At 51.2% G+C, this 23,573-nt stretch carries 22 protein-coding genes; 14 read left to right on the top strand and 8 right to left on the bottom strand.

All coding sequences use genetic code 11. The features are described 5' to 3' along the window. Window positions 1-3: 3 nt before the first annotated feature. The 3 genes from DZK30_RS00400 (at window position 4) to DZK30_RS00390 (ending at window position 1,592) form a co-directional block, all read left to right on the top strand. On the top strand, window positions 4-417 hold the full coding sequence (locus DZK30_RS00400) for a BrxA/BrxB family bacilliredoxin (protein ID WP_118972113.1): 414 nt from the start codon (window positions 4-6) through the stop codon (window positions 415-417). A gap of 235 nt (window positions 418-652) precedes the next feature. After that, entirely contained in the window at window positions 653-1,141 is a 489-nt protein-coding gene (locus DZK30_RS00395) for a BON domain-containing protein (RefSeq protein WP_240432825.1), read from the top strand. Window positions 1,142-1,172: 31 nt separating this feature from the next. Then, window positions 1,173-1,592 (top strand): SH3 domain-containing protein, encoded by a 420-nt coding sequence (locus tag DZK30_RS00390; protein ID WP_118972112.1) that lies wholly within the window; start codon window positions 1,173-1,175, stop codon window positions 1,590-1,592. 241 nt (window positions 1,593-1,833) lie between these two features. Here the strand turns inward: DZK30_RS00390 and cphA are convergent, their stop codons facing one another. Then, on the bottom strand, window positions 1,834-4,452 hold the full coding sequence (gene cphA / locus DZK30_RS00385) for a cyanophycin synthetase (protein ID WP_118972111.1): 2,619 nt from the start codon (window positions 4,450-4,452) through the stop codon (window positions 1,834-1,836). 233 nt (window positions 4,453-4,685) lie between these two features. Between cphA and DZK30_RS00380 the strand changes: the two genes are divergently transcribed. Next, window positions 4,686-7,844, top strand: coding sequence for an ATP-dependent helicase (locus tag DZK30_RS00380; RefSeq protein WP_118972110.1), 3,159 nt, complete (start codon window positions 4,686-4,688; stop codon window positions 7,842-7,844). 52 nt (window positions 7,845-7,896) lie between these two features. Here DZK30_RS00380 and DZK30_RS00375 read toward each other — a convergent pair whose 3' ends face one another. Continuing rightward, on the bottom strand, window positions 7,897-8,223 hold the full coding sequence (locus DZK30_RS00375) for a 2Fe-2S iron-sulfur cluster-binding protein (RefSeq protein WP_118972109.1): 327 nt from the start codon (window positions 8,221-8,223) through the stop codon (window positions 7,897-7,899). A gap of 180 nt (window positions 8,224-8,403) precedes the next feature. Between DZK30_RS00375 and DZK30_RS00370 the strand changes: the two genes are divergently transcribed. Then, window positions 8,404-8,985, top strand: a complete 582-nt coding sequence (locus tag DZK30_RS00370) for an LOG family protein (protein WP_118972108.1) — start codon at window positions 8,404-8,406, stop codon at window positions 8,983-8,985. A gap of 70 nt (window positions 8,986-9,055) precedes the next feature. Here the strand turns inward: DZK30_RS00370 and DZK30_RS00365 are convergent, their stop codons facing one another. Continuing rightward, complete coding sequence (locus tag DZK30_RS00365; RefSeq protein WP_118972107.1) at window positions 9,056-10,066, bottom strand: NAD(P)/FAD-dependent oxidoreductase; 1,011 nt, start codon at window positions 10,064-10,066, stop codon at window positions 9,056-9,058. 398 nt (window positions 10,067-10,464) lie between these two features. Between DZK30_RS00365 and DZK30_RS00360 the strand changes: the two genes are divergently transcribed. The 3 genes from DZK30_RS00360 to DZK30_RS00350 are packed head-to-tail and all read left to right on the top strand — an operon-like array spanning window position 10,465 to window position 13,023. After that, complete coding sequence (locus tag DZK30_RS00360) at window positions 10,465-11,487, top strand: rod shape-determining protein (RefSeq protein WP_118950791.1); 1,023 nt, start codon at window positions 10,465-10,467, stop codon at window positions 11,485-11,487. Window positions 11,488-11,544: 57 nt separating this feature from the next. Further along, window positions 11,545-12,444, top strand: coding sequence for a rod shape-determining protein MreC (gene mreC / locus DZK30_RS00355; protein ID WP_118972106.1), 900 nt, complete (start codon window positions 11,545-11,547; stop codon window positions 12,442-12,444). A 24-nt stretch (window positions 12,445-12,468) separates the two neighbouring features. Beyond that, window positions 12,469-13,023 carry a rod shape-determining protein MreD gene (locus DZK30_RS00350; protein WP_118972105.1) on the top strand — a complete coding sequence of 185 codons (555 nt, stop codon included), beginning with the start codon at window positions 12,469-12,471 and terminating at the stop codon, window positions 13,021-13,023. A 71-nt stretch (window positions 13,024-13,094) separates the two neighbouring features. On the opposite strand, the gene DZK30_RS00345 is transcribed toward DZK30_RS00350, so the two are convergent. Then, window positions 13,095-13,316 carry a DUF2795 domain-containing protein gene (locus tag DZK30_RS00345; protein ID WP_106521565.1) on the bottom strand — a complete coding sequence of 74 codons (222 nt, stop codon included), beginning with the start codon at window positions 13,314-13,316 and terminating at the stop codon, window positions 13,095-13,097. 266 nt (window positions 13,317-13,582) lie between these two features. On the opposite strand from DZK30_RS00345, the gene DZK30_RS00340 reads away from it, so the two are divergent. From DZK30_RS00340 to DZK30_RS00325, 4 genes are all read left to right on the top strand, one after another. After that, a complete protein-coding gene (locus tag DZK30_RS00340) occupies window positions 13,583-14,485 on the top strand; it encodes a glycosyltransferase (RefSeq protein WP_118972104.1) in 903 nt (300 codons plus the stop codon). A 5-nt stretch (window positions 14,486-14,490) separates the two neighbouring features. Then, entirely contained in the window at window positions 14,491-15,162 is a 672-nt protein-coding gene (locus DZK30_RS00335) for an ABC transporter ATP-binding protein (protein ID WP_118972103.1), read from the top strand. 183 nt (window positions 15,163-15,345) lie between these two features. Further along, window positions 15,346-15,759 (top strand): VOC family protein, encoded by a 414-nt coding sequence (locus DZK30_RS00330; protein ID WP_118972102.1) that lies wholly within the window; start codon window positions 15,346-15,348, stop codon window positions 15,757-15,759. A gap of 124 nt (window positions 15,760-15,883) precedes the next feature. Next, window positions 15,884-16,129, top strand: a complete 246-nt coding sequence (locus DZK30_RS00325; protein ID WP_118972101.1) for a class I lanthipeptide — start codon at window positions 15,884-15,886, stop codon at window positions 16,127-16,129. Between the two features lie 109 nt (window positions 16,130-16,238). On the opposite strand, the gene DZK30_RS00320 is transcribed toward DZK30_RS00325, so the two are convergent. From DZK30_RS00320 to DZK30_RS00310, 3 genes are all read right to left on the bottom strand, one after another. After that, on the bottom strand, window positions 16,239-16,697 hold the full coding sequence (locus DZK30_RS00320) for a septal ring lytic transglycosylase RlpA family protein (RefSeq protein WP_118972100.1): 459 nt from the start codon (window positions 16,695-16,697) through the stop codon (window positions 16,239-16,241). A gap of 66 nt (window positions 16,698-16,763) precedes the next feature. Then, window positions 16,764-18,503 (bottom strand): DEAD/DEAH box helicase, encoded by a 1,740-nt coding sequence (locus tag DZK30_RS00315; protein ID WP_118972099.1) that lies wholly within the window; start codon window positions 18,501-18,503, stop codon window positions 16,764-16,766. A gap of 197 nt (window positions 18,504-18,700) precedes the next feature. Beyond that, on the bottom strand, window positions 18,701-19,939 hold the full coding sequence (locus DZK30_RS00310) for an OmpA family protein (protein ID WP_118972098.1): 1,239 nt from the start codon (window positions 19,937-19,939) through the stop codon (window positions 18,701-18,703). Between the two features lie 222 nt (window positions 19,940-20,161). Between DZK30_RS00310 and ftcD the strand changes: the two genes are divergently transcribed. After that, a complete protein-coding gene (gene ftcD / locus DZK30_RS00305) occupies window positions 20,162-21,160 on the top strand; it encodes a glutamate formimidoyltransferase (RefSeq protein ID WP_118972097.1) in 999 nt (332 codons plus the stop codon). On the opposite strand, the gene DZK30_RS00300 is transcribed toward ftcD, so the two are convergent. Beyond that, complete coding sequence (locus DZK30_RS00300; RefSeq protein WP_118972096.1) at window positions 21,157-21,825, bottom strand: NAD(P)H-binding protein; 669 nt, start codon at window positions 21,823-21,825, stop codon at window positions 21,157-21,159. The two genes, ftcD and DZK30_RS00300, sit on opposite strands and share 4 nt — an antisense overlap. 522 nt (window positions 21,826-22,347) lie before the next feature. Between DZK30_RS00300 and lpxK the strand changes: the two genes are divergently transcribed. After that, window positions 22,348-23,538 (top strand): tetraacyldisaccharide 4'-kinase, encoded by a 1,191-nt coding sequence (gene lpxK, locus DZK30_RS00290; RefSeq protein ID WP_162902720.1) that lies wholly within the window; start codon window positions 22,348-22,350, stop codon window positions 23,536-23,538. Window positions 23,539-23,573: the final 35 nt, after the last annotated feature.

Here is a 23,573-nt window from a genome sequence, read left to right as displayed (position 1 = left end):
ATTATGTATCCAGCAGAACTCGTTAACCCCATGAAAGCCCAGCTGACGCAAAGCGGCTTTCAGGAACTGCTCACTCCCGAACAAGTAGATAGCACAATACCGCAACAAGGCACTACCTTGCTGGTGATCAACTCAGTATGCGGTTGCAGCGCCGGTACTGCCCGTCCCGGCGTGTTGGAATCGCTCCAGGGTGAAGGCAAGAAACCGGACCACGCCGTGACTTCCTTTGCCGGCTTCGACCTCGATGCTGTAAAGCAGGCTCGTACCTACCTGCTGCCCTATCCGCCGTCCTCACCTGCCATAGCGCTGTTCAAGGATGGTCAGTTAGTGCACATGATCGAACGCCACATGATCGAAGGCCGCTCTGCTGCTATGATCTCGGCCAACCTGAAGCAAGCTTACGAAGAGTACTGCTAAGCATAACGTACTTCCAGACAAAGAGCTACCCTATACGGTAGCTCTTTTTTCATGCCTTTTAAACCTGGTAATGCCTTTGTAAAATAATCTTCACCCGGTTATTATCTTTTGCTAAACCTTACCAAAAAATAATCGTTAATATTTTTGTGGCATGTATTTTGATAAAAACACTTGTGTACTTTGCTGAAGTACGCTTTTGTTCCTTTTAAACACTTACTCCAAAAAAAGAATGCTTATGAATTGGAAACACACCGCAATGACCCTTACGCTTGTAGCTGGACTGGCTGCAGGCATGACCTCTTGCAAATCGCAGGAAAAGAAAGACGCTGAAGCAAAGGCTAAGATCGAAGCCGCGGCTCCCGGCGTTACCGTGGTAGTAAAAGACGGCGTAGCTACCTTGAGCGGTGAAATGGCCGACGAGGCTGCTAAAACAGCCGCCGAAGAAGCCGCTAAAAAAGTAGAAGGCGTTAAGTCTGTAGTCAACCAGACTACAGTAGCACCGCCACCTGCGCCCGCTCCTGCTCCCGTAGTAGTCAACCCCGACGATTCGCTGACCAGCGCCGCAACCGCAGCAATCCAGGAATATCCTGGTGTAACGGTAACCGTAAAAGATGGTGTAGTGACCCTGAACGGTGAGATCAAGAAAGCCGACCTGCCCAAGCTGATGCAGAAAGTGAACGAGATCAAACCCAAGAAGGTAGAGAACAAAATGACCGTTAAATAATTACTTCTCTTTAAATTCAAAAAAGAACACTATGGCATTGCAAGATAAATATGCGGAGCTGATCAATACCGCCAACGCAAGCGGCGCTTCCAACCTCCAGGTACGCGAACAGGACAATGTTCTTTACATCGATGGCGAGGTGCCCACAGGCGAGGTTAAAGACAAGCTGTGGAATGTTTATGACAAGATCGATCCCGACTTCCGTTCCGGCGATGTGGTAATGAACATCAATGTATCGCCCGCCGCTGCAGCCACTCAGCTGAAAGTAACCACGCAGAGCTCTAACCTGAATATCCGTAAAGGCCCCGGCACCGACCAGCCAATCCTGGGTAAAGCAGCACATGAGTCTATCGTGACCCTGCTGAGCAAGTATAACGATGCCTGGTACCTGATTCGCACCAATGACGGCATAGAAGGCTATTCTTCGGCCGAATACCTGACGGCGCTCTAAGTACCTTCTTATATAACAGGCAGGCCATCCCATATCGGATGGCCTGTTTTTTTGTACTTAGGATAAATTTTGCCCCCGGCGGTTCACCCTATACAGAATATTTTTCTTCCCGGCATAGTATGCACGGAAAGATCGTGTGTCTAATGGATACCATGCATTTCAGCTGCATTGTTTTCTGTTTATAATAACGGGCTACCTTTCCAGGAAGCCCGTTCGCTTTTACATTCATCGGGATGAATGATCAGAAGATCGATCCCTCTTTTTCTTTTGCTTCCCTTACCTGGTCCAGCGCGTCTGGTATCACATCGCTGATGATCGTAATAAAAGAATCCTTGCGTGCATTTCCGAGCGCAAATTCGATCGCTTCTTTTTCCTTGGGGATCACATGAATGGGTACCTGCTGGTTAATGTTACGGATGCCTTTTTCGATCAGTCCGATGATCTCCTTTTCGGTGCGCCCACGCAGGTTCTTGTCCTGGCGGATAATGATCTCGTCAAACATTTTGGCGGCCTCTTCGCCCAGTTCTATCGTATCCTCGTCGCGCCGGTCGCCCACACCCGCTACTATTCCCACTTTATGCGAAGCGTTTACCTGCGACACGAACTTGCCGATCGCCTGCATGCCATGTGTATTATGGGCATAATCAAGCATCACGGTAAAGTCGTTGAACTTAAAGATATTCATACGACCTGGAGTCAATGCCGGCGAAGGCACGAAGGTCTGTAATGCCAGCCGTATATTCTCGATCGAAACCTCCGATACATAGGCTGCCAGGATCGCGCCCAGCGCATTGGCAATATTGAACTCCGCCGTTCCGGCAAAGGTGATGGGTACATTTCCTGCTTTTTCCACCCGTATTTTCCAGCCTCCTTTGAGGATCGTCAGGTAGCCCTCTTCGTATACCGCGCCCAGACCACCTTTCTTACAGTGATCCAGCACCCGGTTGCTGTTCTCGTTGAGTGAAAACAGGGCGATGTGGCAATCCAGCTCCTTCCGCATGCCATAGACCAGGTCATCGTCGGCATTCAGGATAGCGTAGCCTGAAGGGAATACCGTTTTGGGTACTACCGCTTTCACCCGCGCCAGCTTCTCGATCGTATCGATGCCACCAAGGCCTAGGTGATCGCCCGCGACATTGGTCACCACGGCTACATTACAATTATAAAAGCCCAGGCCGGCTCTCAGGATACCACCCCGCGCACATTCCAGCACAGCAACTTCTACAGTAGGATCTTTGAGGATAAACTCGGCAGAGACCGGCCCGGTGCAATCTCCGGATTGCATCAGCTGGTTCTGGATATAGATACCATCGGTGGTCGTAAAGCCCACGGTCGCGCCGGTTTGCTTCACAATATGCGCGATAAGCCGGGTCGTGGTCGTTTTACCATTGGTGCCGGAGATGGCAATAATCGGTATACGCGCCGACTTTCCGGGAGGGAACAACATATCGATCACCGGCTCGGCCACGTTGCGCGGCAACCCGTCGGAGGGGTCTAGGTGCATACGAAAACCCGGGGCCGCATTGACTTCCAGCACAGCGCCGCCATTTTCCGTAAGCGGTGTCGTAAGGTCGGGCGCCATTACATCCACACCGCAGATATCGAGGCCGATGATACGGGCAATACGTTCAAACAGGATGATATTGCTGGGATGCACCTGGTCGGTAAGGTCGGTGCTGGTACCGCCGGTGCTCAGGTTGGCTGTTGGTTTCAGCCAAAGGCTCTCTCCTTTGGGCAGCACGCTGTCCAGGCTAAGGTCTTTATCTTTCAGTATATTTTCCGTTTGTCCGTCTACTACGATATTGGTCAGCACCTTTTCGTGGCCGAAGCCCCTGCGCGGATCGCTATTCACGATATCGATCAGCTCTTTAATCGTGCTTTTCCCATCGCCGGTCACGGCAGCGGGGGTACGGCGCGCAGCTGCCACAAACTTATAATTGATCACCAATGCCCGGTGATCAAAACCGGTAATGAACTTTTCGCAGATCACGGCACGTGAGTACTTTTGCGCGATCGCCATCCCTTCCTTTAGCTCCTCCCAGGTCTTCAGGTTCGTCGTGGCGCCTTTACCATGGTTGCCATTAAGCGGCTTGGTCACGAGCGGATAGCCGATACGTTTCACCGTCTTTTCCAGGTCTTCCTCATCGTAGACGATCAATCCTTTCGGAACAGGGATCTGGGCGGCTTCCAGCAAATTCTTGGTATCTTCTTTATCGCAGGCCAGCTCTACCGCAATGGAGCTGGTGGTGCTGGCTACCGTAGCCTGTATCCGTTGCTGTTTTTTCCCATAGCCCAGCTGTACCAGTGAGTGGCGGTTCAGTCTTATCCAGGGTATTTTCCGCCGCGCTGCTTCTTCTACTATAGACCCGGTGCTGGGCCCCAGCCGTTCTTCCTCGCGCAGCTCACGCAGCTTTTGTATATCACTGTCCAGGTCGTAAGTTTTGCCTGCAATCAATGCTTCGGCGATCGCTACAGAGGCCTTTGCGGCATAAATGCCTGCTTTCGCCTCATAATAAGAAAACACCACGTGATAGACGCCGCGCTTGTCGCTTTCCCTCGTTCTGCCGAAGCCGACATCCATACCGGCAAGGGTCTGGATCTCCAGGGCGATATGCTCGATCACATGCCCCATCCAGGTGCCTTCCTTCACCCTTATGAAAAAGCCGCCTTCAACACCTTCACTGCAGCGATGTGTATACAGCGAAGGTATCAGCTGCTGCAGCCGCTCAGGGAAGCCCTCGATCTTATTGGTGGGCCTTTCTTCCATTTCCTGCAGGTCGAGCAGCATTACGATCAGGTGGTGCCGTTTGGTAGACCAGTAGTTAGGTCCCTTCATTACTTTTATGTCCAGTATCTCCATGAAAACAATCCGGTTTAATTTTTTTTACATAAAATAGGAATGACTCAGTTAAAGTATGGTTTTATTTTTTCAATTAAAAAAAATTTTGTTCATAAATCAAAAAAACTGTTGCCGGGCGCGTGCTACAACGGAAAAGGTTGTTAAAAAGTTGAATATTCCGTAAATTTATAAAGAGCAGCGCCCCGCACAGAATAGCTTTACTTTTGCGCTGAAAAAATAACCTAACCAGATACATGATCCGGAACGAGAAACTGTTTCTTGAACGATACCAACAATTGAACAGGCAGCAGAAAGAGGCGGTAGATACAATAGAGGGACCCGTAATGGTCATAGCAGGACCGGGTACCGGTAAAACGGAGATCCTCGCTATGCGTATAGCCAACCTGCTGAGAAGTGATGCTCAGGTAAAACCTTTCGAAATTCTTTGCCTTACCTATACCGACGAAGGCAGCGTGGCCATGCGCAAAAGGCTGCTGCAGATCATCGGGGAAGATGCCCATCGTGTACACATTTATACTTTTCACGCATTCTGTAACAACCTTATTCAAAGCAATGCCGAGTATTTCGGTATCCGTGATCTGCAGCCCATCAGCGAACTCGAGCGTATAGCGCTGCTGCATAGCCTGCTGGAAGACCTGCCGGAAGGGCATACGCTGCGGCGTTTGAAGGGCAATATCTATTACGATGCCCGCAACCTGCAGTCCCTCTTCGACCTGATGAAATCGGAAAGCTGGACGCCCGAAATGGTCACGGAAGCCGCCGGGGAATACCTGGCTGGCCTTCCTGAACGGGAGGAATTTGTATACAAAAGAGCCAATGCCAAGCAAGGTATTAAGGTAGGGGATCTTAAGATGAAAGAGATCGCCCGGGAAACAGCGCGTATGGAGCGTACGATCGCCTCTGCCAAGCTATTTGACCAATACCAGGCCCGTATGCAGGCTATGGGCCGCTACGACTTCAGCGACATGATCCTTTGGGTGCTCAGGGCGTTTAAAGAGAACGAACATTTCCTGCGCAATTACCAGGAACGGTTCCAGTATGTACTGGTCGATGAGTTCCAGGATACCAGCGGTGCCCAAAGCGAGCTGCTCACCTTGCTGATGGATTTCTGGAACAGCCCTAATCTCTTTATTGTGGGAGATGATGACCAGAGTATCTTCGAATTCCAGGGCGCACGCCTGCAAAACATTGTCGACTTCTACGACCGCTACGAAGCGGATATCAAAGTGATCGTCCTCAAAGAGAATTACCGTTCTACCCAGGCGATACTCGACAAGTCGGGACGGCTCATCAATTACAACAAAGAGCGGCTCATTGTCAAGCTGCAGCGGCTTCAGCTGGATAAGAACATCATTGCCGCCAACACCCGTTTCAGCAGGGAGGAACGGGTCGAGCCCGTGATCAGGGCTTATCATAACATCCTGCACGAGGAGGCCGATATCGTGGAACAGATAGCGCAGCTGCAGCGCGACGGCGTAGACCTGAGCCAGGTGGCCGTTCTCTACTCTCAACACAAACAGGCCGGCAATATCATCGACCTCATGGAGCGCAAAGGCATTTCTTATTGGGTGAAGCGACCCGTCAATGTGCTCGACCTGCCGTTGATCCAACACCTGCTAGGCATCTTGCGCTATATTGATACTGAGCAGCGCAAACCCTTTAGCGGCGAGCAGTTCCTGTTTGAGACGCTTCACATCCCGCACCTGGGTATTTCGGCCATCGATCTCGCTCATTTAAGCTTGTATAAACAAGGAAAGGAAAGCAAGCACAAGCAGTGGCGCATGCTGCTGCAGGACGCATTCCTGCTGCATTCGCTGGAGCTGAACACTGCAGCGGCGCTGGTGAGAACCGGCACTGCCCTGGAAGCCTGGATACAGCAATCCAAGAACCTGACCATAGCCATGCTGCTGGAAAAGATATTGTACGACACCGGTATTATGGCGCAGGTGCTGCAAAGCGAGCAGCAGATATGGGAAATGCAGGTACTGCACACCTTCTTCAATTTTGTAAAGGAAGAATGCACACGGCAACCCCGGCTGACGATTGCCGGCTTCCTGCAGATGATCGACCAGATGCAGCTCGAAGACATCAGCGTACCGGTACAAAAGATCATACGCCAGGAAAACGGCGTGCGCTTCTATACCGCTTTCAGCGCCAAGGGGCACGAGTTTGAATACGTGTTCCTGGTTGGCTGCACCAAAAATTTCTGGGAAAAGAAAAAGGGCGGCGGCCGTGGATTCAATTTGCCCGACACGCTTACCCATACCAACGACAACGAAGAAGGCAGCAGTGCTGAAGAGGTAATGCGCCGCGTATTTTTTGTCGCACTTACCCGTGCCCGCAAATACCTGCAGGTCTCTTATGCCGTAAAAGACAATGCCGGCAAGGACCTGGAGGCCTCTCAATTTGTGGATGAGCTGGGAACGGAAGAAAGACAGGCTGCGGAAAAGCAGGTGGCTTTCCTTAGCGACGAGCAGGTGATCGCCCACCTGCAGTGGGCTTTTGTACCGCCACCACCGGTGCGTATCGACCTGGCACGGAAAGAGCTGCTGGACAGCCGGCTGGAACGTTTTGAGCTCAGCGCATCGGCGCTGAACAAATACCTGCGCTGCCCCGTGGCCTTCTATTACGAGACCATATTGCAGGTCCCGGTCGCCAAGAATGATGCTATGGCTTTTGGTACCGCAATACACTACGCCCTGGAAAAGCTGTTCAAAAAAATGCTGGCAGCACCGGATAAAAGCTTCCCGCCCAGGGAAGAGGTGATCGCTGACTTTGAGCGCATGCTCTGGCGCAACGAAGACGCCTTTACAGAAGTACAGTATAAACGCCGGAAGGAATTGGGACAGCAGCTCCTTGCCGATTATTACGACCGGTATATCCATACCTTCAATAAAGTAGTGGCTATCGAAATGATGCTGGGCAATATGGAAGTAGGCGGTGTACCCGTAAAGGGCAAGCTGGATAAGATCGAGTTCACGGGCAGCGCCTGCACCGTAGTCGATTATAAGACCGGCAACCCGGAATATAGTAAGAAGAAAGAATTGCTCCCGCCCAATGAAGGCAATCCCAATGGTGGCGATTACTGGCGGCAGATGGTATTCTACAAGCTGCTGCTCGACAACCACCCGATGGCGCGCTCCAGCGGCTGGCGTATGGAGGCCGGCCTATTCGATTACGTGGAAAAGAACGATGCCGGCGACTATGTACGCTATACCGTGCCCATTGCTGAGACCGACCAGACTACCGTGCGGCAACAGATTAAAACAGCCTACACACAGATTATGAACCATGAATTTGACCGGGGCTGCGAACAGGAAGATTGTCCCTGGTGTACTTTCGTAAAGACCCACAAGCTCATCAAGCCGGCCATTAATGAAGAAGTGCTGTAAACACATACGGGGCGCTTTTCGCGCCCCGTATGTGTTTCAAAAAGATAATCGCTTAACCCGCACCGTGCAGGCGCACCTTCAGGTTATGCATTTTATTGTTCAGCTTCAGCTGGCAGGCCAGGCGCGAGTTGGGTAGCAGGTCGGGCAAGGTATCCAGCATCGCATATTCGTCGTCGCTCATCTCCGACAGGCTATCTTCACCTTCCAGCACATCTACGCAGCAGGTAGCACACAAGGCCATACCACCGCAGGTGGCCAGTACATCGTACTCACTGGCTACCAACAGTTCCATCAGGCTCAGGCTCATATCGGTAGGTGCTTCGAGCGGATTGACCGTACCGTTGCGGTCTTCCACAAAAATAGTAATCGTATTTTCCATAAAATTCAGGGCCGGCTAACAGACCGGAGCCGGGCTGCAAAGCTATAAAATTTTGCGCTTAAGGCCTATGCTATGCCTCTATCCTGCAATAGACCGGCCTGTAGTGCTTTTATCACTGTGGTAAATTAATTCGGGGTTCGTAGAGATTGCCTTATTTTTACGATCAGCTAAACCAACCATATGAAAAGTATAACCGTTTTTTGCGCCTCTAGTCCCGGCTTTGATGCCATCTATCACAGTACTGCTTTTGCATTGGGCCAGCTGCTGGCCGAAAAGGGCATCGGCGTTGTTTACGGTGGCGCCAAAGTAGGCCTTATGGGAGCAGTCGCCAATGGCGCCCTGCATGCCAACGGAAAGGTGACGGGCGTACTACCGCATTTTCTCCGGACCAAAGAGATTTCTCACGAGGAGCTTACCGAACTGGTTATGGTGGAGAGCATGCACGAGCGTAAAACGAAGATGAATGAACTCTGCGATGGCGTCATTGCCCTGCCTGGTGGCTTTGGCACACTGGAAGAGCTTTTCGAGATGCTGACCTGGGGCCAGCTGGGCCTGCACCGTAAGCCCATAGGCTTGCTGAACGTAAACGGCTTTTACGACAGCCTGATATCCCTGCTGGAACATATGACTGAGAGCGGCCTGCTCAAGGAGGTCAATCGCCGCATGCTGCTGGTGAGCGATAATGCTGAAGACCTGCTACAGCAGATGGAACAGTACGAGGCGCCGGAAGTAGGCAAATGGCTTTCGGAAGAAACGACCTGAGTATACAGAACTGATACAAACAATAAAGCCCGCCTTCAATAGGCGGGCTTTATCTATTTCTTTTGAAATCCTAGAACTCGTTAATACCATTCACGGTAGTGTACTTCATCGTGTACTTCACACCGGGATTGATGTACTTGTACGCGCTATGGCTCATCAATGCCGCTTCGTGAAAGCCGCAGAGGATCAGCTTCAGCTTGTTCTTATACGTGTTGATATCGCCAATGGCCCATATACCGGGGATATTGGTAGAATAATCTTCGGTATTGACCTCGATGGCATTCTTGTCGATGTTGAGGTTCCAGCCTTCGATCGGTCCCAGCTTGGGGCTGAGGCCAAACAAGGGAATCAGGTAGTCTGTCTCGATGGTCTTTTGCTCTTTGGTCTTGCTATCTTCCATCGATACGCTGTGCAGGCGTCCGTTGCCATGTACCTGCGTCAGGTTGGCATTCAGCACCAGGTCGATCTTTCCTTCCTCAGCCAGCTGCATTACTTTGTTTACCGAATCGGGGGCACCGCGGAAGCTTTCGCTACGGTGTACCAGCACTACCTTCCGGGCAATACCGGCCAGGTGTATGGTCCAGTCGAGCGCACTGTCGCCACCGCCGGCCAGCACCATGTGCTTATCCCGATAGGTCTCGGGCTCCAGGATCATATAATTCACTCCCTTACCATTTTCAAAGGCTTCCAGACCTTCCACGGCGGGCTTGCGGGGCTCGAAGCAGCCCAGGCCGCCGGCGATTACCACGGCCTTTGCTTCGATCTGCGTGCCCATATTGGTGGTGAGCACAAAATCGGCTTCGCCACGCTTTTCGAGGCCTTCAATCCTTTCACCAAGGGTATAGCCGGGATGGAAAGGGGAAATCTGCTCTTTCAGGTTGTCGATCAGCTCCTGTGCCAGTACAGAAGGGTAACCGGGAATATCGTAAATCGGTTTTTTGGGATAAATCTCCGAAAGCTGGCCCCCGATCTGTGGCAAATAATCGATCAGGTGGCAGCGCATCTTCAGCAGCCCTGCTTCAAACACGGCAAATAAACCCACGGGGCCTGCGCCGATAATGGCTATATCAGTCTGTATCATTTTTCGAATTTGGCGGCAAAATTAAGCAATCGTTACGATATGGCTGCAATAATGATATAAGGGTTTTTGATCTTAAGCCCTGTAGCAGCGAATAATTACAAATCTGTGACAGAGCAGACAAAAAGAATATCGTGACCGGAACACAGGAAAAAATGGCGCCGGATCGAAACGATTTTCGGGCATAAGCGGCTATGTCCCGATCCTTTGAATGACGCCGCGGCAAAGCTTTTTCCACCGGCCCGGAAACTAATGCGCAGACAGGCCGCGTATCCCGTTCATAATTATAGTTTTTTTAGGAAAACTCTTGGCAAAACCGGTTTATTTTTCGCACTTTTGCATGATACTTTACAGACAAGTAAATTTTCACCTCTTTTCATAATATCGAGTTCCGATCAATAATGGGATTGTTTAATTTTTTAACGCAAGAAATTGCGATAGATCTTGGCACAGCCAATACTTTAATTATTCATAACGACCAGGTTGTAGTTGACGAGCCTTCTATCGTTGCTAAAAACAGGACCAGTAATAAAATCGTGGCTGTAGGGAAAAAGGCCATGATGATGCACGAAAAAACGCACGATGATCTAAAGACCATACGCCCGCTGAAAGATGGGGTAATTGCCGACTTCGACGCCGCAGAAGGTATGCTGCGCGAAATGATCAAAATGGTCTACCCCAAAAAGCCTTTATTCCCACCCAGCTGGCGCATGGTGATCTGTATCCCCTCCAGCATTACCGAGGTGGAGAAACGTGCTGTGCGCGATAGTGCCGAGCAGGCCGGGGCCAAGGAAGTGTATATGATACATGAGCCTATGGCCGCAGCCCTGGGTATCGGCATTGATGTAGAAGAGCCCACCGGCAATATGATCATCGACATCGGTGGTGGTACCACCGGTATCTCTGTAATCTCCCTCGCCGGTATCGTATGCGATCAGAGCATCCGTATCGCGGGCGACGAGTTCACTACCGACATTATGGAGGCGATGCGCCGTTACCACAGCCTGAATATAGGCGAACGTACTGCTGAGCAGATCAAGATCCACGTGGGTTCGGCCCTGAAGGAGCTGGACAATGCCCCGGACGATATTGCCGTAAACGGACGCGACCTGGTAACCGGTATTCCCAAGCAGATCCAGGTATCGTACCAGGAAGTAGCCGAAGCACTGGACAAATCCATCTTCAAAATAGAAGAAGCGATCCTGAAGGCCCTGGAAAGCACACCGCCCGAACTGGCATCGGATATCTACCGCCGTGGCTTATACCTTACCGGCGGCGGCGCCCTGCTGCGCGGGCTGGATAAACGTATTTCCCAAAAGATCAAGCTGCCGGTGCATGTGGCCGAAGATCCGCTGCGCGCCGTAGTGCGCGGCACGGGCATGTCGCTTAAGAACATCAATCGCTTCACCTTCCTGATGAAATAACCTGCAAAGCCCGCACAACGGGCTTTGCACTTCTGATACCTGTTTGCCCGCGCCATCATGCGTAATTTTATTCTTCTTATACGCCGATTCTGGAATATCATTCTCTTCCTCATCCTGGAAGCAGTAAGTTTTTCCATGATCTCCAAAACCCGTAACATGCAGGGCATGGACATCGTGAGCTCGTCCAATGCTGTAGTCGGCTATGTATACAAGAAGCAAAATGACGTGGTTTACTATTTTCAGCTCCGGAGGCTCAACGACAGTCTGCTGAACGAAAATACCCGGCTGCGGAATCAGCTGGTACAATACACCGGCGCCGATACCTTCCGCGATATGATTGCCCACATTCCGGTCACGATTAAAGACACGACACGCCGCGACAGCAGTGGCGTTGCCCTGGCGCCTACCGGCGCTGTCAAGGTGATCCGCTACGCCGACTACCGCTACATCCCCGCCAGGGTGATCAACAATTCGATCTCGGGCGACCGGATCAACTATATCACGATCAACCGGGGCACAGCCGATGGCATCCGTAAAGAAATGGCTGTGGTTACCGGCAACGGCATTGTAGGCCGGATCAATAACGTATCGCAGCACCTCGCCACCGTTGTCTCCGTGCTGAGCGACCGCAAGGTAAGCACCAAGCTGAACGATGGCACTTCGGGCTTTTTTACGATATGGAACCCGGGCTCTCCCGAGTATGTAGTGACAGAGAAAGTGCCGCTTTATGTAAAGGTGAAAAGGGGCGATAGCGTGTTCACTACCGGCTATTCCTTCTTCCCCGAAAACGTATTGATCGGTACGGTGACAAAAGTCGATACCATAAAGGCCACCAATGCAAAGAACCTGAAAGTAAGGCTGTCGACCAATTTCAGGAACCTGCAGTATGTATATGTGGTTGAGGATAAGATAAGCTCCGAACGCAAAGAGCTGGAAGCAAAAAACAAACAGAATTAATCCGCATCTTGATCTTTAGGGCATATGAGCATTTACCTTCGCAACGTCTTCCGGTTTATCTTACTTGTACTGATTCAGGTACTGCTGCTGAATAAGATTCCGCTGCGCTGGTGGTCCAATCCCGGTGGCTTGCCGCCGTATACGCCCTATATCTATCCGCTGTTCATCCTGCTGCTGCCTTTATCTACGCCGGTACCCTTCCTGCTGATCGTCAGCTTTACGATGGGCATTACCATCGATGCCTTTATGGATACCGGCGGCATGCATGCTGCCGCCTGCGTGCTGATGGCTTTTTTCCGCACCAACGTATTGACCCTGCTGTTACCCAAGCGGATCGCAGAATACCAGAATATGTCGCCCAATACGAAGTCTATGGGCTGGACACCTTTCATGACCTATGCAGCCATCCTCCTGGCATTGCACCATGTATTCTTTTACATTATCGAGATATGGAGCTTCCACAGCATTGGCTATATGCTGATGAAAATATTGATCTCCCTGCTCACCAGCCTGGTGTTTGTAGCGCTGTACTCATTGTTCTTCTCATCCTCTATCGGCACTGTTTACTACGATAAGTAATTCCGGATTGGCAAAAAAAATGACGGAACAAAGATTACTGTCTCCGTTCCGTCATATTGGTGAGCCCCTTGCTAGTATTCATCTTCATTGAAAAAGAAGTCTTCCTGAGTAGGGTAATCAGGCCATATATCTTCTACGCCTTCGTACATCTCGCCTTCATCTTCCAGCTCCTGCAGGTTCTCTACTACTTCCAGCGGTGCACCTGAGCGGATGGCGTAATCGATCAGTTCGTCTTTTGTCGCGGGCCAGGGCGCATCTTCCAGGTGTGAGGCCAATTCAAGTGTCCAAAACATATCTTAAATTATTTTATTCGAAATTGAATTTGTGCAAATGTAAGGTTTCCGTTTCAATTATGAACAACCGGAAAAACATAAGGTCGTTTTATTTTTGTTATCTCTCTTTCCTTTAATTTCTCTAAACGCAAGTTAGGATCGAATAGTTTTCCAAAGGTTTAATTTCCTCAAAAATAAATGCAGCACCGCCAGTCAACCGATGCGGGCATCTGCGCGATTGGATTTAATGTGGTACATTTGTGGGCCTTCGATCTGACACGGGTTTCATGAAAATAAGCGGCTTTACTTACGTTCGTAACGGCTTCCGGTACGGTTATCCTTTTATCCCTTCTATATGTTCGCTCCTCCCTCTGGTAGATGAGCTGATTGTAGTAGTGGGCGACTCGGAAGATGGTACGCGGGACGCTGTTGCCGCCCTTAATGAACCGAAGATCCGGATTATTGATACCATATGGGACGAAGCTTTGCGCGAGAATGGCAAGGTCTTTGCGCAACAATCGAACCTGGGCCTCGACCAGGTGAGTGGCGACTGGGCCATACACCTGCAGGTAGACGAAGTGCTGCACGAGCAGGACCACGCCCGGTTGCTGCAGCAGATAAAGCATGCCGACCAGGATCCCGCCGTAGAAGGACTGCTTTTCCCTTTTTATCATTTCTGGGGCGACTTCAACCATATTCGCAACACACGCAAGACGCATCCCTTCGAGATAAGAGCATTCAAAAACACAGGCGGCTACATCCGCTCCTATAAAGATTCGCAAGGCTTTCGCAAATATCCCTCGCAGGCGGCGTATGAGCAGGGGGCAGAAGGTGAAAAGCTCCGGGTGGTCAACTGCGGCGTACCGGTATTCCACTATTCCTATTCGCGCAACCCGTCGCTGATGAAGAAGAAAGCCGAATACTTCAGCCGCTTCTGGCACGACGATGCCTGGGTGGCCCGGCACAGTAAAGAAACGCCTTTCGACTTTAACGAAGTGGACCGGCTGGAATATTTCGACAAGCCGCATCCTGTGTATATGAAAGAGGTCATCGCTGCAAAAGACTGGACATTTCAATACGACCCATCCCGTTCCAACATGAGCTTCAAAGACCGCATTATGTTTGTGCTGAACCGGTGGACCGGCAAGCGACTGTTTGAATTTGAAAATTATAAACTGATCCGAAACTGATACCTATGCTCAGCGCCCGGCAACTTTCCAAAAAATACGGACAACTTACTGTGCTCAGCAATGTAACGCTGGACATCGGCAAAGGAGAATTCGTGGCCATTGCCGGACCATCGGGCGCCGGAAAGAGCACTCTCCTGCACCTGCTGGGTGCGCTGGATTTTCCCGATACAGGCCAGGTTAAGCTGATGGACCAGGAGCTGTTCCGCCTATCCCGCAAAAAGCAGGCGGCTTTCCGCAACAAGCATATGGGCTTTGTATTCCAGTTTCACCACCTGCTTCCCGAATTTACCGCGCTTGAAAATGTATGCATGCCGCTTTGGATCGACCGGCAACCCAAGGATGAGGCTATCGAAGCCGCCAAAAAGATATTGAAAACGGTGGGCCTGTCCCATCGTATGGACCATAAACCCTCCGAACTGTCGGGAGGAGAGCAGCAACGGGTCGCGATTGCACGCGCAATCGTGCACCAGCCTTCCGTGATCTTTGCCGATGAACCTTCCGGCAACCTGGATACGGCCAATGCCAAGGCCATACACCAGCTCTTTTTTGAGCTGCGGGACTTGTATCAACAGACTTTTGTTATTGTCACCCACAACGAAGAGCTGGCCGCAATGGCCGATCGTACCTTCATGATGAAGGATGGGCAACTGGAATCTGAACGCATTCGCGGGAACTAAAAGGGATTCAGCAAAAAAAACCATCCATTATCAGGATATACGGGCTGCCCGCTGTGGCAGCTCTTTTTGCTTTTTATACAAGAAATTATTTTCTACCTGATCAATATGGCTACCATAGGGTTGTCAGCAAGAGGGAAGACATTTGCTTTATCAAACTTTATTAACCTCAAAAATCAAATCCCAATGAACCCCACACAAATGTTAAGAGGCTTTGCGACCATCAATTATTTTGCCGCTGATCATGAGGCTGCCAAAGAATGGTATACCCTCTTATTAGGCATGCCGCCTTATTTCGAGCGACCAGGCTATGTCGAATTCCGCATTGGCGATTACCAGCACGAGCTGGGTATTATAGATAGCAAATATGCCCCGCATCCGATGCCGGGCGCAGGCGTGATCCAGTACTGGCATGTCGACGACCTGCCTGGTACATTCGAACGGTTGTTGTCGCTTGGCGCCACCGAACACGAAGGCATCAAAGAACGCGGTCCCGGCTTTATTACGGCCTCAGTGAAAGACCCTTTCGGCAATGTGCTGGGTATTATGTACAATCGGCATTACCTGGAAGTATGGGATCAACGGAGTAAAGCATCATAAGCATTCTGCCGGGATACGAGCGGGGAAGCACATCGGGGAAAATGCTTAGGTAAAAAACAGGGTTTTCCTGTATTGCCACCCTATGTAGACTGCTGTATCTTGCATGGAACTTAAAACATCAATTATGAAAAAGAAGTGCCTGACGACAAGACTGTCTTTAAACAAAAAGATCATTTCTGCACTTAACCAAGGCGACAAAGGACTTATCGTAGGCGGCAATGTAACACCGCCAACACGCATTACCCTCGTTTCGGTCTATGTCGACTGCCCTGTATCATTCGACTGCGTAAAAGAAACCCATCAAAAAACAGGCTGCCAGGAGCTCACTGTGATAACCATACACAATCCCGGCTGCAATGTACCAGCCTGATGGCAAGCGGCGAACGTAAATTCGATACATAAAAGTACGAAGGCGGATGCTGTTGCATCCGCCTTCGTACTAAATTAAATTTTTCCTGTCTAATAATTGATAACCTGTCTTACAGTTCGTTTTGAGGTTGGCTATCCCCGGCTTTCTGCGCAAGGATCTGCTTTTTACCTTCATCAGCCGATACCGCTTCGATCTTTACTTTAGCAGTGCCTCTGCGTATAAATCTCAGGTCCTGGGCGGCTACTTCTGCCAGGTCGATCATACGGCTCTGGTGGCCCATGCGGTCGTTCACCTTCACATATACGATCTTGCCGTTTGACTGATTGGTCACTTTTACGTAAGTGCCCAATTTAAAGTGATTGCTGGCAGCCGTATATTTATCATTATCGAAGACTTCGCCGGTAGCTGTCTTTCTTCCTTCAAACTTGTTGTGGTAGAAGCTGGCAACGCCGGTCTTCTGTTCTGTCTTTATTTCCTTTTTCTCTGCAACCGGCTGCAGGGGCAGCGCTTGTTGCTGGATTGGCAAAGCAAAAGTAAGCCAGGACCAAAGTACGAAATCAAAACCCATTACACATAAACATTTGGTACGGGGGCAAAAGTAGCACAATACGGGAAAAATCCGCCCCAAAAAATGTTAATATTTGTTTTGAGGCTTCCGGGCCCGGGTAAATTTATGGGGTTCGGAACCATAGTCTTTTTTCTCATAACCGCCCTTACGATAGCTGTCGCGCGGCTTTCCGTATCCTGATCCGCCACTGAAACCGGGTTTGTTATCGGCTTCCTCGACCCGCACTTTCCTATTGTTAAATTTACGTTGCCCCAGGGATTCCGCGATAAATTCTACGGCGTCAGCCGGCACATTAAAGAAGCTGCTCAATTCCCTAACCGTCACCCGGCTTACCATACCAGGCTCGATATCAGTCATTTCCGCAACAAACTGGATCAAAGAGTCGACCGAAGCGCCATCTTTGGTGCCGATATTGATGAACAATCGTACACTACCGCTGCGATTGCTGGTCTCCCTTTCTACACGACGGTCGGTATAACCGGCATTCAGATCGGGCGCATTCTCATAATCCTTAATGGTATCTTTCAGCTGCAGCCACAGCAGACGGTTGATCAGCTCATCCTTATCCATGGCTTCAAACTTCTCGTGGATGCTCTTCTTATAAATCTCGCCAAAGCCATGCTCGGGTTGCGCCTCTTCGATCTTGTCGAGAAAGTGGAACAGGCGCTTACGTACTACTTCGGCCCCATCGGGGATATCGCTCTTATGGAAGCGTGTCTTGGCCATACGCTCTACCTGGCGTATACGACCAATCTCCCTCGAGGTCACCAGCGACATACATACGCCGGATTTGCCGGCACGGCCTGTACGGCCACTGCGGTGGGTATACACTTCAGGATCTTCCGGCAGCTCATAATTGATCACATGGGTAATGTCGTTCACGTCGATGCCACGGGCGGCTACATCGGTAGCTACGATAGCCTGGAACTGGCGACGTTTGAAGCGCTCCATTACCTTAGTACGCATTTTCTGGTCCATATCGCCATGCAGGGCGCTTACATGATAGCCTTCCCGCATTAGCTTTTCCGATACATCCTGGGCATCCTGTTTGGTGCGGGTAAAAATGATGCCGTAAATATCCGGCGCAAAGTCGAGAATGCGGCGCAAAGCATCGAAACGCTGGTGGGCATGGGTCACAAAATACTGGTGATCAATATTTTCATTACCCGCATTTTCCTTGGCCACGGCTACTTCCTTGGGCGCCTTCATATAACGCTTGGAAATACGGCGCACATCGGCATTCATGGTAGCGGAGAACAACCAGGTGCTTTCGCGCACCGGCGTATTCTTCAGGATAAAGTCGATATCGTCGCGGAAACCCATGTTCAGCATTTCATCGGCTTCGTCCAGCACGATCATCTTCACCTCTTCCAGGTTGACGGCATTGCGCTCCAGCAGGTCGATCAAACGGCCTGGGGTAGCTACTACCACCTGTACATTACCGCGCTTCAGCTCCCTGATCTGGGTGCCTATAGGCGTACCACCATAAACAGCCAGCGTATGGATACCGCGGCTGAATTTGCTGTATTTTACAAATTCTTCCTGGATCTGCATGCACAGCTCACGCGTGGGGCTCAGCACCAAAGCCTGTACCCCCTGGTCATTCGGGTCTATTTTATGCAGCAAAGGCAAGCCAAAAGCAGCCGTTTTACCGGTGCCAGTCTGAGCCAAAGCAATAATATCGGTCGTTTCCTGTACGAGCAGAGGTATAGCTTGCTGCTGGATGGGGCTTGGTGTCGTAAACCCTAAAGCCTGCACCGCCTGCACAAGCTCTTCTTTCAATCCAAATTCTTGGAATGTTGTCATACTCTTCAAATGTCCTTTTTAAAAAACAAGGCGCGAAGGTACGATTATATTATGGGAAACGGACAATTAATATAGATACAATCATTAATTTAACAATAGCCGCCCTTTGTAGCCCGCCTGCAAACCAAGGGGAAACCCAAAGCGGTCCCGGCATTTCCCGGGACCGCCTCTATACGGTAAAGATAAGCTTCATTGCGCTAACCTCTTACACTCACCGAGACATGCCTGTCTTGAATACGATCCTCTTCCGGCGCTTCGGCAGGGAACCGGGCAAACTGGGAGCCGTAGCCTTCGGCGCCGTCGATCTGCCCACCTACGCCCGCAGCTTCCAGGGCTTTCTTCACAGCAGCGGCGCGCTCACCGGAGAGCTTTACATTGACCTGCTCGTTACCGGTTTTATCGGTGTAGCCACCGATCTTCAGCTTGGCCTGTGGGAATGCCTTGAGAATAGCAGCGAGATTATTGATCTGGACCTGGCTTCCGGGTGTAATAGTGGCGCTGCCCGTTTCAAAATTGAGGTTATCGAAATCGAACCAGATCTTCTTCAACGAATCGGCGCCCAATGATTTGTAATCGGATTGGAGAAAAGTGACCAGCTGGTCTTCAATGCCACCTTTATAGGCATCCAGCCCGGTACCATCGGGGAGCTGTACTTTTACCGGCTCCCGCTTTGTAGTCGTTATCGATTCGGTAGTAACCGCCCGGCTTGCCGTAGCGATGGTATCGGTTGTGAGCGGGGCATTATCGGTCTTCCGGCAACCTTTTTGCCCCAATAGGTACCATAATCCGAGTCCGGCTACTGCCAGCAGCAGGATCCATAGCCAGCCACCGCCACCCTTTTTCCTGTCAGAACCGGTATAGTTGTTGCTCACCCAGCCCGATCCAGGCTCCGTAGCGCCCCGGAGACCCGCGATGGAGAAGCCTGCCGGGAAATGGCGCCATATCTGCTCTTTTAACCCGATAAGGTATGCCCAGAACCCATGGTCGCCAGATTTGCCCTCGGCTCTGGCCTGATCGGCCGCAAGGCTCAATATAGGAGGCGCCGACGCACCAAGCAAAGATTCGGCCGATACTCCTTTCAGCCCCGAATAGTCGGCGATAAGCTGCGCCGCCTCATGGGTCTTGCCGTCGAATAAGCGATGCAGCAATACCGAAGACTGATATCGCCAGGTATCTCCGCCGGTACCGGTGGCCTGCTCCAGCAATGCCAGGATGCCGCGCCGGGCCGACAGGTTGTCCGCTTCGTGCAACAGGTCGCTTAAGCCGGCGCCACGGGCTTCCTGACCTTTGGCAAAAAGCGCCGCGAGAATCGTAGGCACCAGGGCATCGGCGGCCTTTGTGACGCCGGCTTCGCTTTCGCCCAACAAAACGGCGGTACGGCTGATGAGATCGGGGCTGAACAGGCTCCTGGCCAATTCAATAAAATTAACTGCCATAATTTAGGTGTATTTAGATAGTGAAAAAGCTGAGTAGAAAACACACCACATTGAAAACACTACCTGATCTGGTTGGTGGTCGCGAAGATAAAGCAATATTCATAATTTATGCATTAACTTTCTTTTATTTCTTTACGTGGCCTGTACACCCGCCTCATGACACAGCAAGAATAGTATAGTACATTTGACCCTTGTCTGTGTTAAGCCGCACAGCTATCCGCTATGAAGCCATTGCTCGAATGCGTACCCAATTTCAGCGAAGGAAATGACCTGAACGTTATCGACCGGATCCGCGAGGCCATCGTTGCCGTTCCCGGACAAAAGCTACTGCATATCGATCCCAGCCCGTCGGCCAATCGCACGGTATTTACCTTTGCCGGGCAACCCGAAGCCGTTGCCGAAGCAGCTTTCCGCGCCATAGAAACCGCCGGCCGGCTGATTGATATGCGCCGGCAGCAGGGCGCCCATCCCCGTATCGGTGCCACCGATGTATGTCCCCTGATCCCCTTGGGCGGTCTTGAGACCGCGGTTGCCCTCAGCCTGGCAGAACAGTTGGGTCAAAGGGTAGGCGATGAGCTGGATATTCCTGTATACCTGTACGAGCAGTCGGCTAAGACCGATTACCGGCGCGCGCTGCCCGACATCAGGAAAGGTGGATACGAAGGATTGCAGGCCAAAATGAAGCAGGCCGAATGGCAACCCGATTACGGTCCATCGACGCCACAGGGCTGGGGGCAGATATCCCGTACGGGTGCCACGGTTATTGGCGCACGCAATGTTCTGGTTGCTTTCAATATTTCGCTCGATACCCGCGACGCCGGTATTGCCGCAGATATTGCCCGGCAGATGCGCAGCCGTAACAAGGGGCTACTGCCCATGCTGCGCGCGATCGGATGGTATATGGCCGATTTTGACTGTGCCCAGGTATCGATGAACCTGCTTGACTACCGTATTACCTCCCCGTTAACCGTGTGGGATACCTGTAAGGCGCTGGCGGCGGCCTATGGCGTGGTACCTACCGGGTGTGAAGTGGTAGGCCTCATTCCGGAAGCCTGTGTGCTGGAGGCCGGGGCAGCTGCATTGGGAAAAGCGATAGCAGAAACCAGCCGGGAACAGGTGGTCGCAGCCGGGATCGGGTACCTGAAGCTTGATGGCGTAAAGCCCTTTGCTCCCCGGGAAAAAATACTGGAATACGTGCTGGAAGGTGTGGGATTGTTCTAACCAGCGCTTGCTGCTATACGTTCGATCACCTCAGTAGTGTAATAATGTACGCCGGGTGCGCTGTCAAGCGACTGCCGGACCATCGCGGCCGCTACATGCTTCACATCGATACTGCGATATTTGCGGAGGCTACCCCGCATCAGCGGCTGCAAAACACTGAAAAGCGCTAAGCCGATCCGCTCCGAAAAGCGGCGCTCTTCGCGCGGCCCGTCCAGGAAAGAAGGACGATAAATGTGCACCGCCTGAAAAGGCAGGGCGGCAATGTCCCGGTCGGTCTCGCCCTTCATCTTCAGGTAGAAATTGGATGCCTGCACGCCTGCTCCTATGGCAGATATAAGGTGAAACTGCGCTATACCATTGGCCTGAGCTATGCGGGCCATAGCCAGGGGATAATCGTGATCGATCTGGTAATACCGCCTTTTGTCCGGCGTCTTCTTCCGGGTGCTGCCCAAGCAGGAAAAAAATACGTCTCCCTTTATCGCATCAGCATATTGCTCTATACGGTCGAAGTCGACGATCACCTCTTTTACTTTGGCATGAATAAAACCCGAAGGCCTGCGTACCAGCAATATGACCTGGTGAAAGGCTTTACTGGCGCAAAGCTGAAGTAGCAGCGCTCCTCCGACTAACCCCGAACTACCTGCAATAACGGCTGCTTTTGACATAATAATACTTCTGTTATATCAAAATTAACTGATAGCCGGCGAGGAAGTTGTTAAACGGATCGCTATTAACATGCCGTTATCCGGCATCGCAGGGACGAAGAGCAGAACGGCTCAATATTGCCGCCGCAGGGCGCGGCGATAGTGCAGCATGGCCTTCTGCCCGATATATATAGTACCGTGCAGGGCACACATTACTAATGCAAAGGCCAGGAATTTCATACCGATCGTTTACGCAAAAGAACAAATCGTGTATTAACGGCCGGTTAAGTATTACACTGTTTGCACAAAGTTAATACGGGCTTATCCTTCGTTTCACGGCACCTTCATGTAATGCTAACGGGCTCGTCATTTATTGTTGGCAATAGTATCCCATCTTTGTAAAGCATTTCTGCCTTGCTTTACATATTTCCGCCCGCCAAACACAAAAGCATAAGGCAAACCCACTTCCTTTATCCCATTGAAACCACTGTGGAGCTGTCCCCGAGCAGGAGACGGCTCTGCTATTTGTGTAAACGCCGCATTGTGCGGCCAGAGCTGCTGTTCCGGTGCTGTACACCCCTGGCGGTGGTCCCTGTTTCCTTTCCTGAGCTTTTCCATTACCTTCGCCCTCATATTACGCTTACCATGAATCCACTGCTATTGCTGATACAGCTGCTCAAGCCCCTGCTTTATCCCTTTTCGCTCCTTTATGGAGCGATCATGTGGCTACGCAACAAGCTCTACGACGCCGGTCTCATCTCATCTATACAGTTCAGCGTACCGGTGATCTCGGTGGGGAACCTATCGACAGGCGGCACGGGCAAAACGCCGCATATCGAATACCTCATCCGCCTGCTTCAATATGAATACAGGGTGGCGACCATGAGCCGGGGCTATAAGCGCAGTACCACCGGCTTCTACCTGGCCGGCCCGCAAACCGACGCCCGCAGCATTGGCGACGAGCCCTTGCAGTTCTACCGCAAATTTCCCGAGATCGTGGTAAGCGTGTGTGAAGATCGTATGACAGGTATACCCCGGCTATTGGGAGAAAAGCCCGAAGTAGAGGTGGTTTTACTGGACGATGCTTTTCAGCACCGCTCGGTACGCCCCGGCCTCAACATGCTCATTATCGATTTTGCCAAACCTTTTTATAAGGACTTCATCCTGCCTTTCGGCAGCCTGAGAGAAAGCCGCAAAGCTTACCGGCGGGCCGATATCATTATTGTATCGAAATGTCCGCCGCACCTGGCCGGCGGCATACAACAGGAAATGATTGCTCGGATCAAACCCCTGGCGCACCAGCAGGTCTTTTTTTCGGCTATCGCCTACGACACTCCCGTTGATTTTTTCACCGGTGAGCCCCTGCCCCTCGCCGCCGGCGCCCATGTGGTGATGGTGAGTGGCATCGCCAAGCCGGAATCGATGCTGGAGCATTTAAAAAGCGCAGCAGCCGAAGTGCACCTGCTACGCTACCCCGACCATCACTATTTTACCGATGCGAACCTGGAGGAAATGCGCCAGACCTGCAACAATTGGGCTGTGACACAGAAGGTGATTGTAACTACGGAAAAAGATGCTACCCGGCTGGCCATGCATGCCGACACACTGAGACAATGGCAAATACCGGTGGCCGTGCTACCCATCAGGGTTCAGTTGCTGCAGGATGCGCCGGCATTCGATGTGCGCGTACGGGACTATATCATTAAAGAAAAAGAAGACATGATCGAAGGTTAAAAATCATTTTTGAAAAACGAACTTACTGTTTATCT

Origin of the sequence: Taibaiella koreensis, assembly GCF_003545715.1 — a bacterium.
Taxonomy (GTDB): domain Bacteria; phylum Bacteroidota; class Bacteroidia; order Chitinophagales; family Chitinophagaceae; genus Taibaiella; species Taibaiella koreensis.
This window is presented reverse-complemented; position numbering and strand designations above follow the sequence as displayed.

Excerpts from the sequence above, each read along its gene's own strand:
- DZK30_RS00400 (WP_118972113.1), top strand. The coding sequence starts at position 4 with ATGTATCCAGCAGAACTCGTTAACCCCATGAAAGCCCAGCTGACGCAA.
- DZK30_RS00395 (WP_240432825.1), top strand. The coding sequence starts at position 653 with ATGAATTGGAAACACACCGCAATGACCCTTACGCTTGTAGCTGGACTG.
- DZK30_RS00390 (WP_118972112.1), top strand. The coding sequence starts at position 1,173 with ATGGCATTGCAAGATAAATATGCGGAGCTGATCAATACCGCCAACGCA.
- cphA (WP_118972111.1), bottom strand. The coding sequence starts at position 4,452 with ATGGAGATACTGGACATAAAAGTAATGAAGGGACCTAACTACTGGTCT.
- DZK30_RS00380 (WP_118972110.1), top strand. The coding sequence starts at position 4,686 with ATGATCCGGAACGAGAAACTGTTTCTTGAACGATACCAACAATTGAAC.
- DZK30_RS00375 (WP_118972109.1), bottom strand. The coding sequence starts at position 8,223 with ATGGAAAATACGATTACTATTTTTGTGGAAGACCGCAACGGTACGGTC.
- DZK30_RS00370 (WP_118972108.1), top strand. The coding sequence starts at position 8,404 with ATGAAAAGTATAACCGTTTTTTGCGCCTCTAGTCCCGGCTTTGATGCC.
- DZK30_RS00365 (WP_118972107.1), bottom strand. The coding sequence starts at position 10,066 with ATGATACAGACTGATATAGCCATTATCGGCGCAGGCCCCGTGGGTTTA.
- DZK30_RS00360 (WP_118950791.1), top strand. The coding sequence starts at position 10,465 with ATGGGATTGTTTAATTTTTTAACGCAAGAAATTGCGATAGATCTTGGC.
- mreC (WP_118972106.1), top strand. The coding sequence starts at position 11,545 with ATGCGTAATTTTATTCTTCTTATACGCCGATTCTGGAATATCATTCTC.
- DZK30_RS00350 (WP_118972105.1), top strand. The coding sequence starts at position 12,469 with ATGAGCATTTACCTTCGCAACGTCTTCCGGTTTATCTTACTTGTACTG.
- DZK30_RS00345 (WP_106521565.1), bottom strand. The coding sequence starts at position 13,316 with ATGTTTTGGACACTTGAATTGGCCTCACACCTGGAAGATGCGCCCTGG.
- DZK30_RS00340 (WP_118972104.1), top strand. The coding sequence starts at position 13,583 with ATGAAAATAAGCGGCTTTACTTACGTTCGTAACGGCTTCCGGTACGGT.
- DZK30_RS00335 (WP_118972103.1), top strand. The coding sequence starts at position 14,491 with ATGCTCAGCGCCCGGCAACTTTCCAAAAAATACGGACAACTTACTGTG.
- DZK30_RS00330 (WP_118972102.1), top strand. The coding sequence starts at position 15,346 with ATGAACCCCACACAAATGTTAAGAGGCTTTGCGACCATCAATTATTTT.
- DZK30_RS00325 (WP_118972101.1), top strand. The coding sequence starts at position 15,884 with ATGAAAAAGAAGTGCCTGACGACAAGACTGTCTTTAAACAAAAAGATC.
- DZK30_RS00320 (WP_118972100.1), bottom strand. The coding sequence starts at position 16,697 with ATGGGTTTTGATTTCGTACTTTGGTCCTGGCTTACTTTTGCTTTGCCA.
- DZK30_RS00315 (WP_118972099.1), bottom strand. The coding sequence starts at position 18,503 with ATGACAACATTCCAAGAATTTGGATTGAAAGAAGAGCTTGTGCAGGCG.
- DZK30_RS00310 (WP_118972098.1), bottom strand. The coding sequence starts at position 19,939 with ATGGCAGTTAATTTTATTGAATTGGCCAGGAGCCTGTTCAGCCCCGAT.
- ftcD (WP_118972097.1), top strand. The coding sequence starts at position 20,162 with ATGAAGCCATTGCTCGAATGCGTACCCAATTTCAGCGAAGGAAATGAC.
- DZK30_RS00300 (WP_118972096.1), bottom strand. The coding sequence starts at position 21,825 with ATGTCAAAAGCAGCCGTTATTGCAGGTAGTTCGGGGTTAGTCGGAGGA.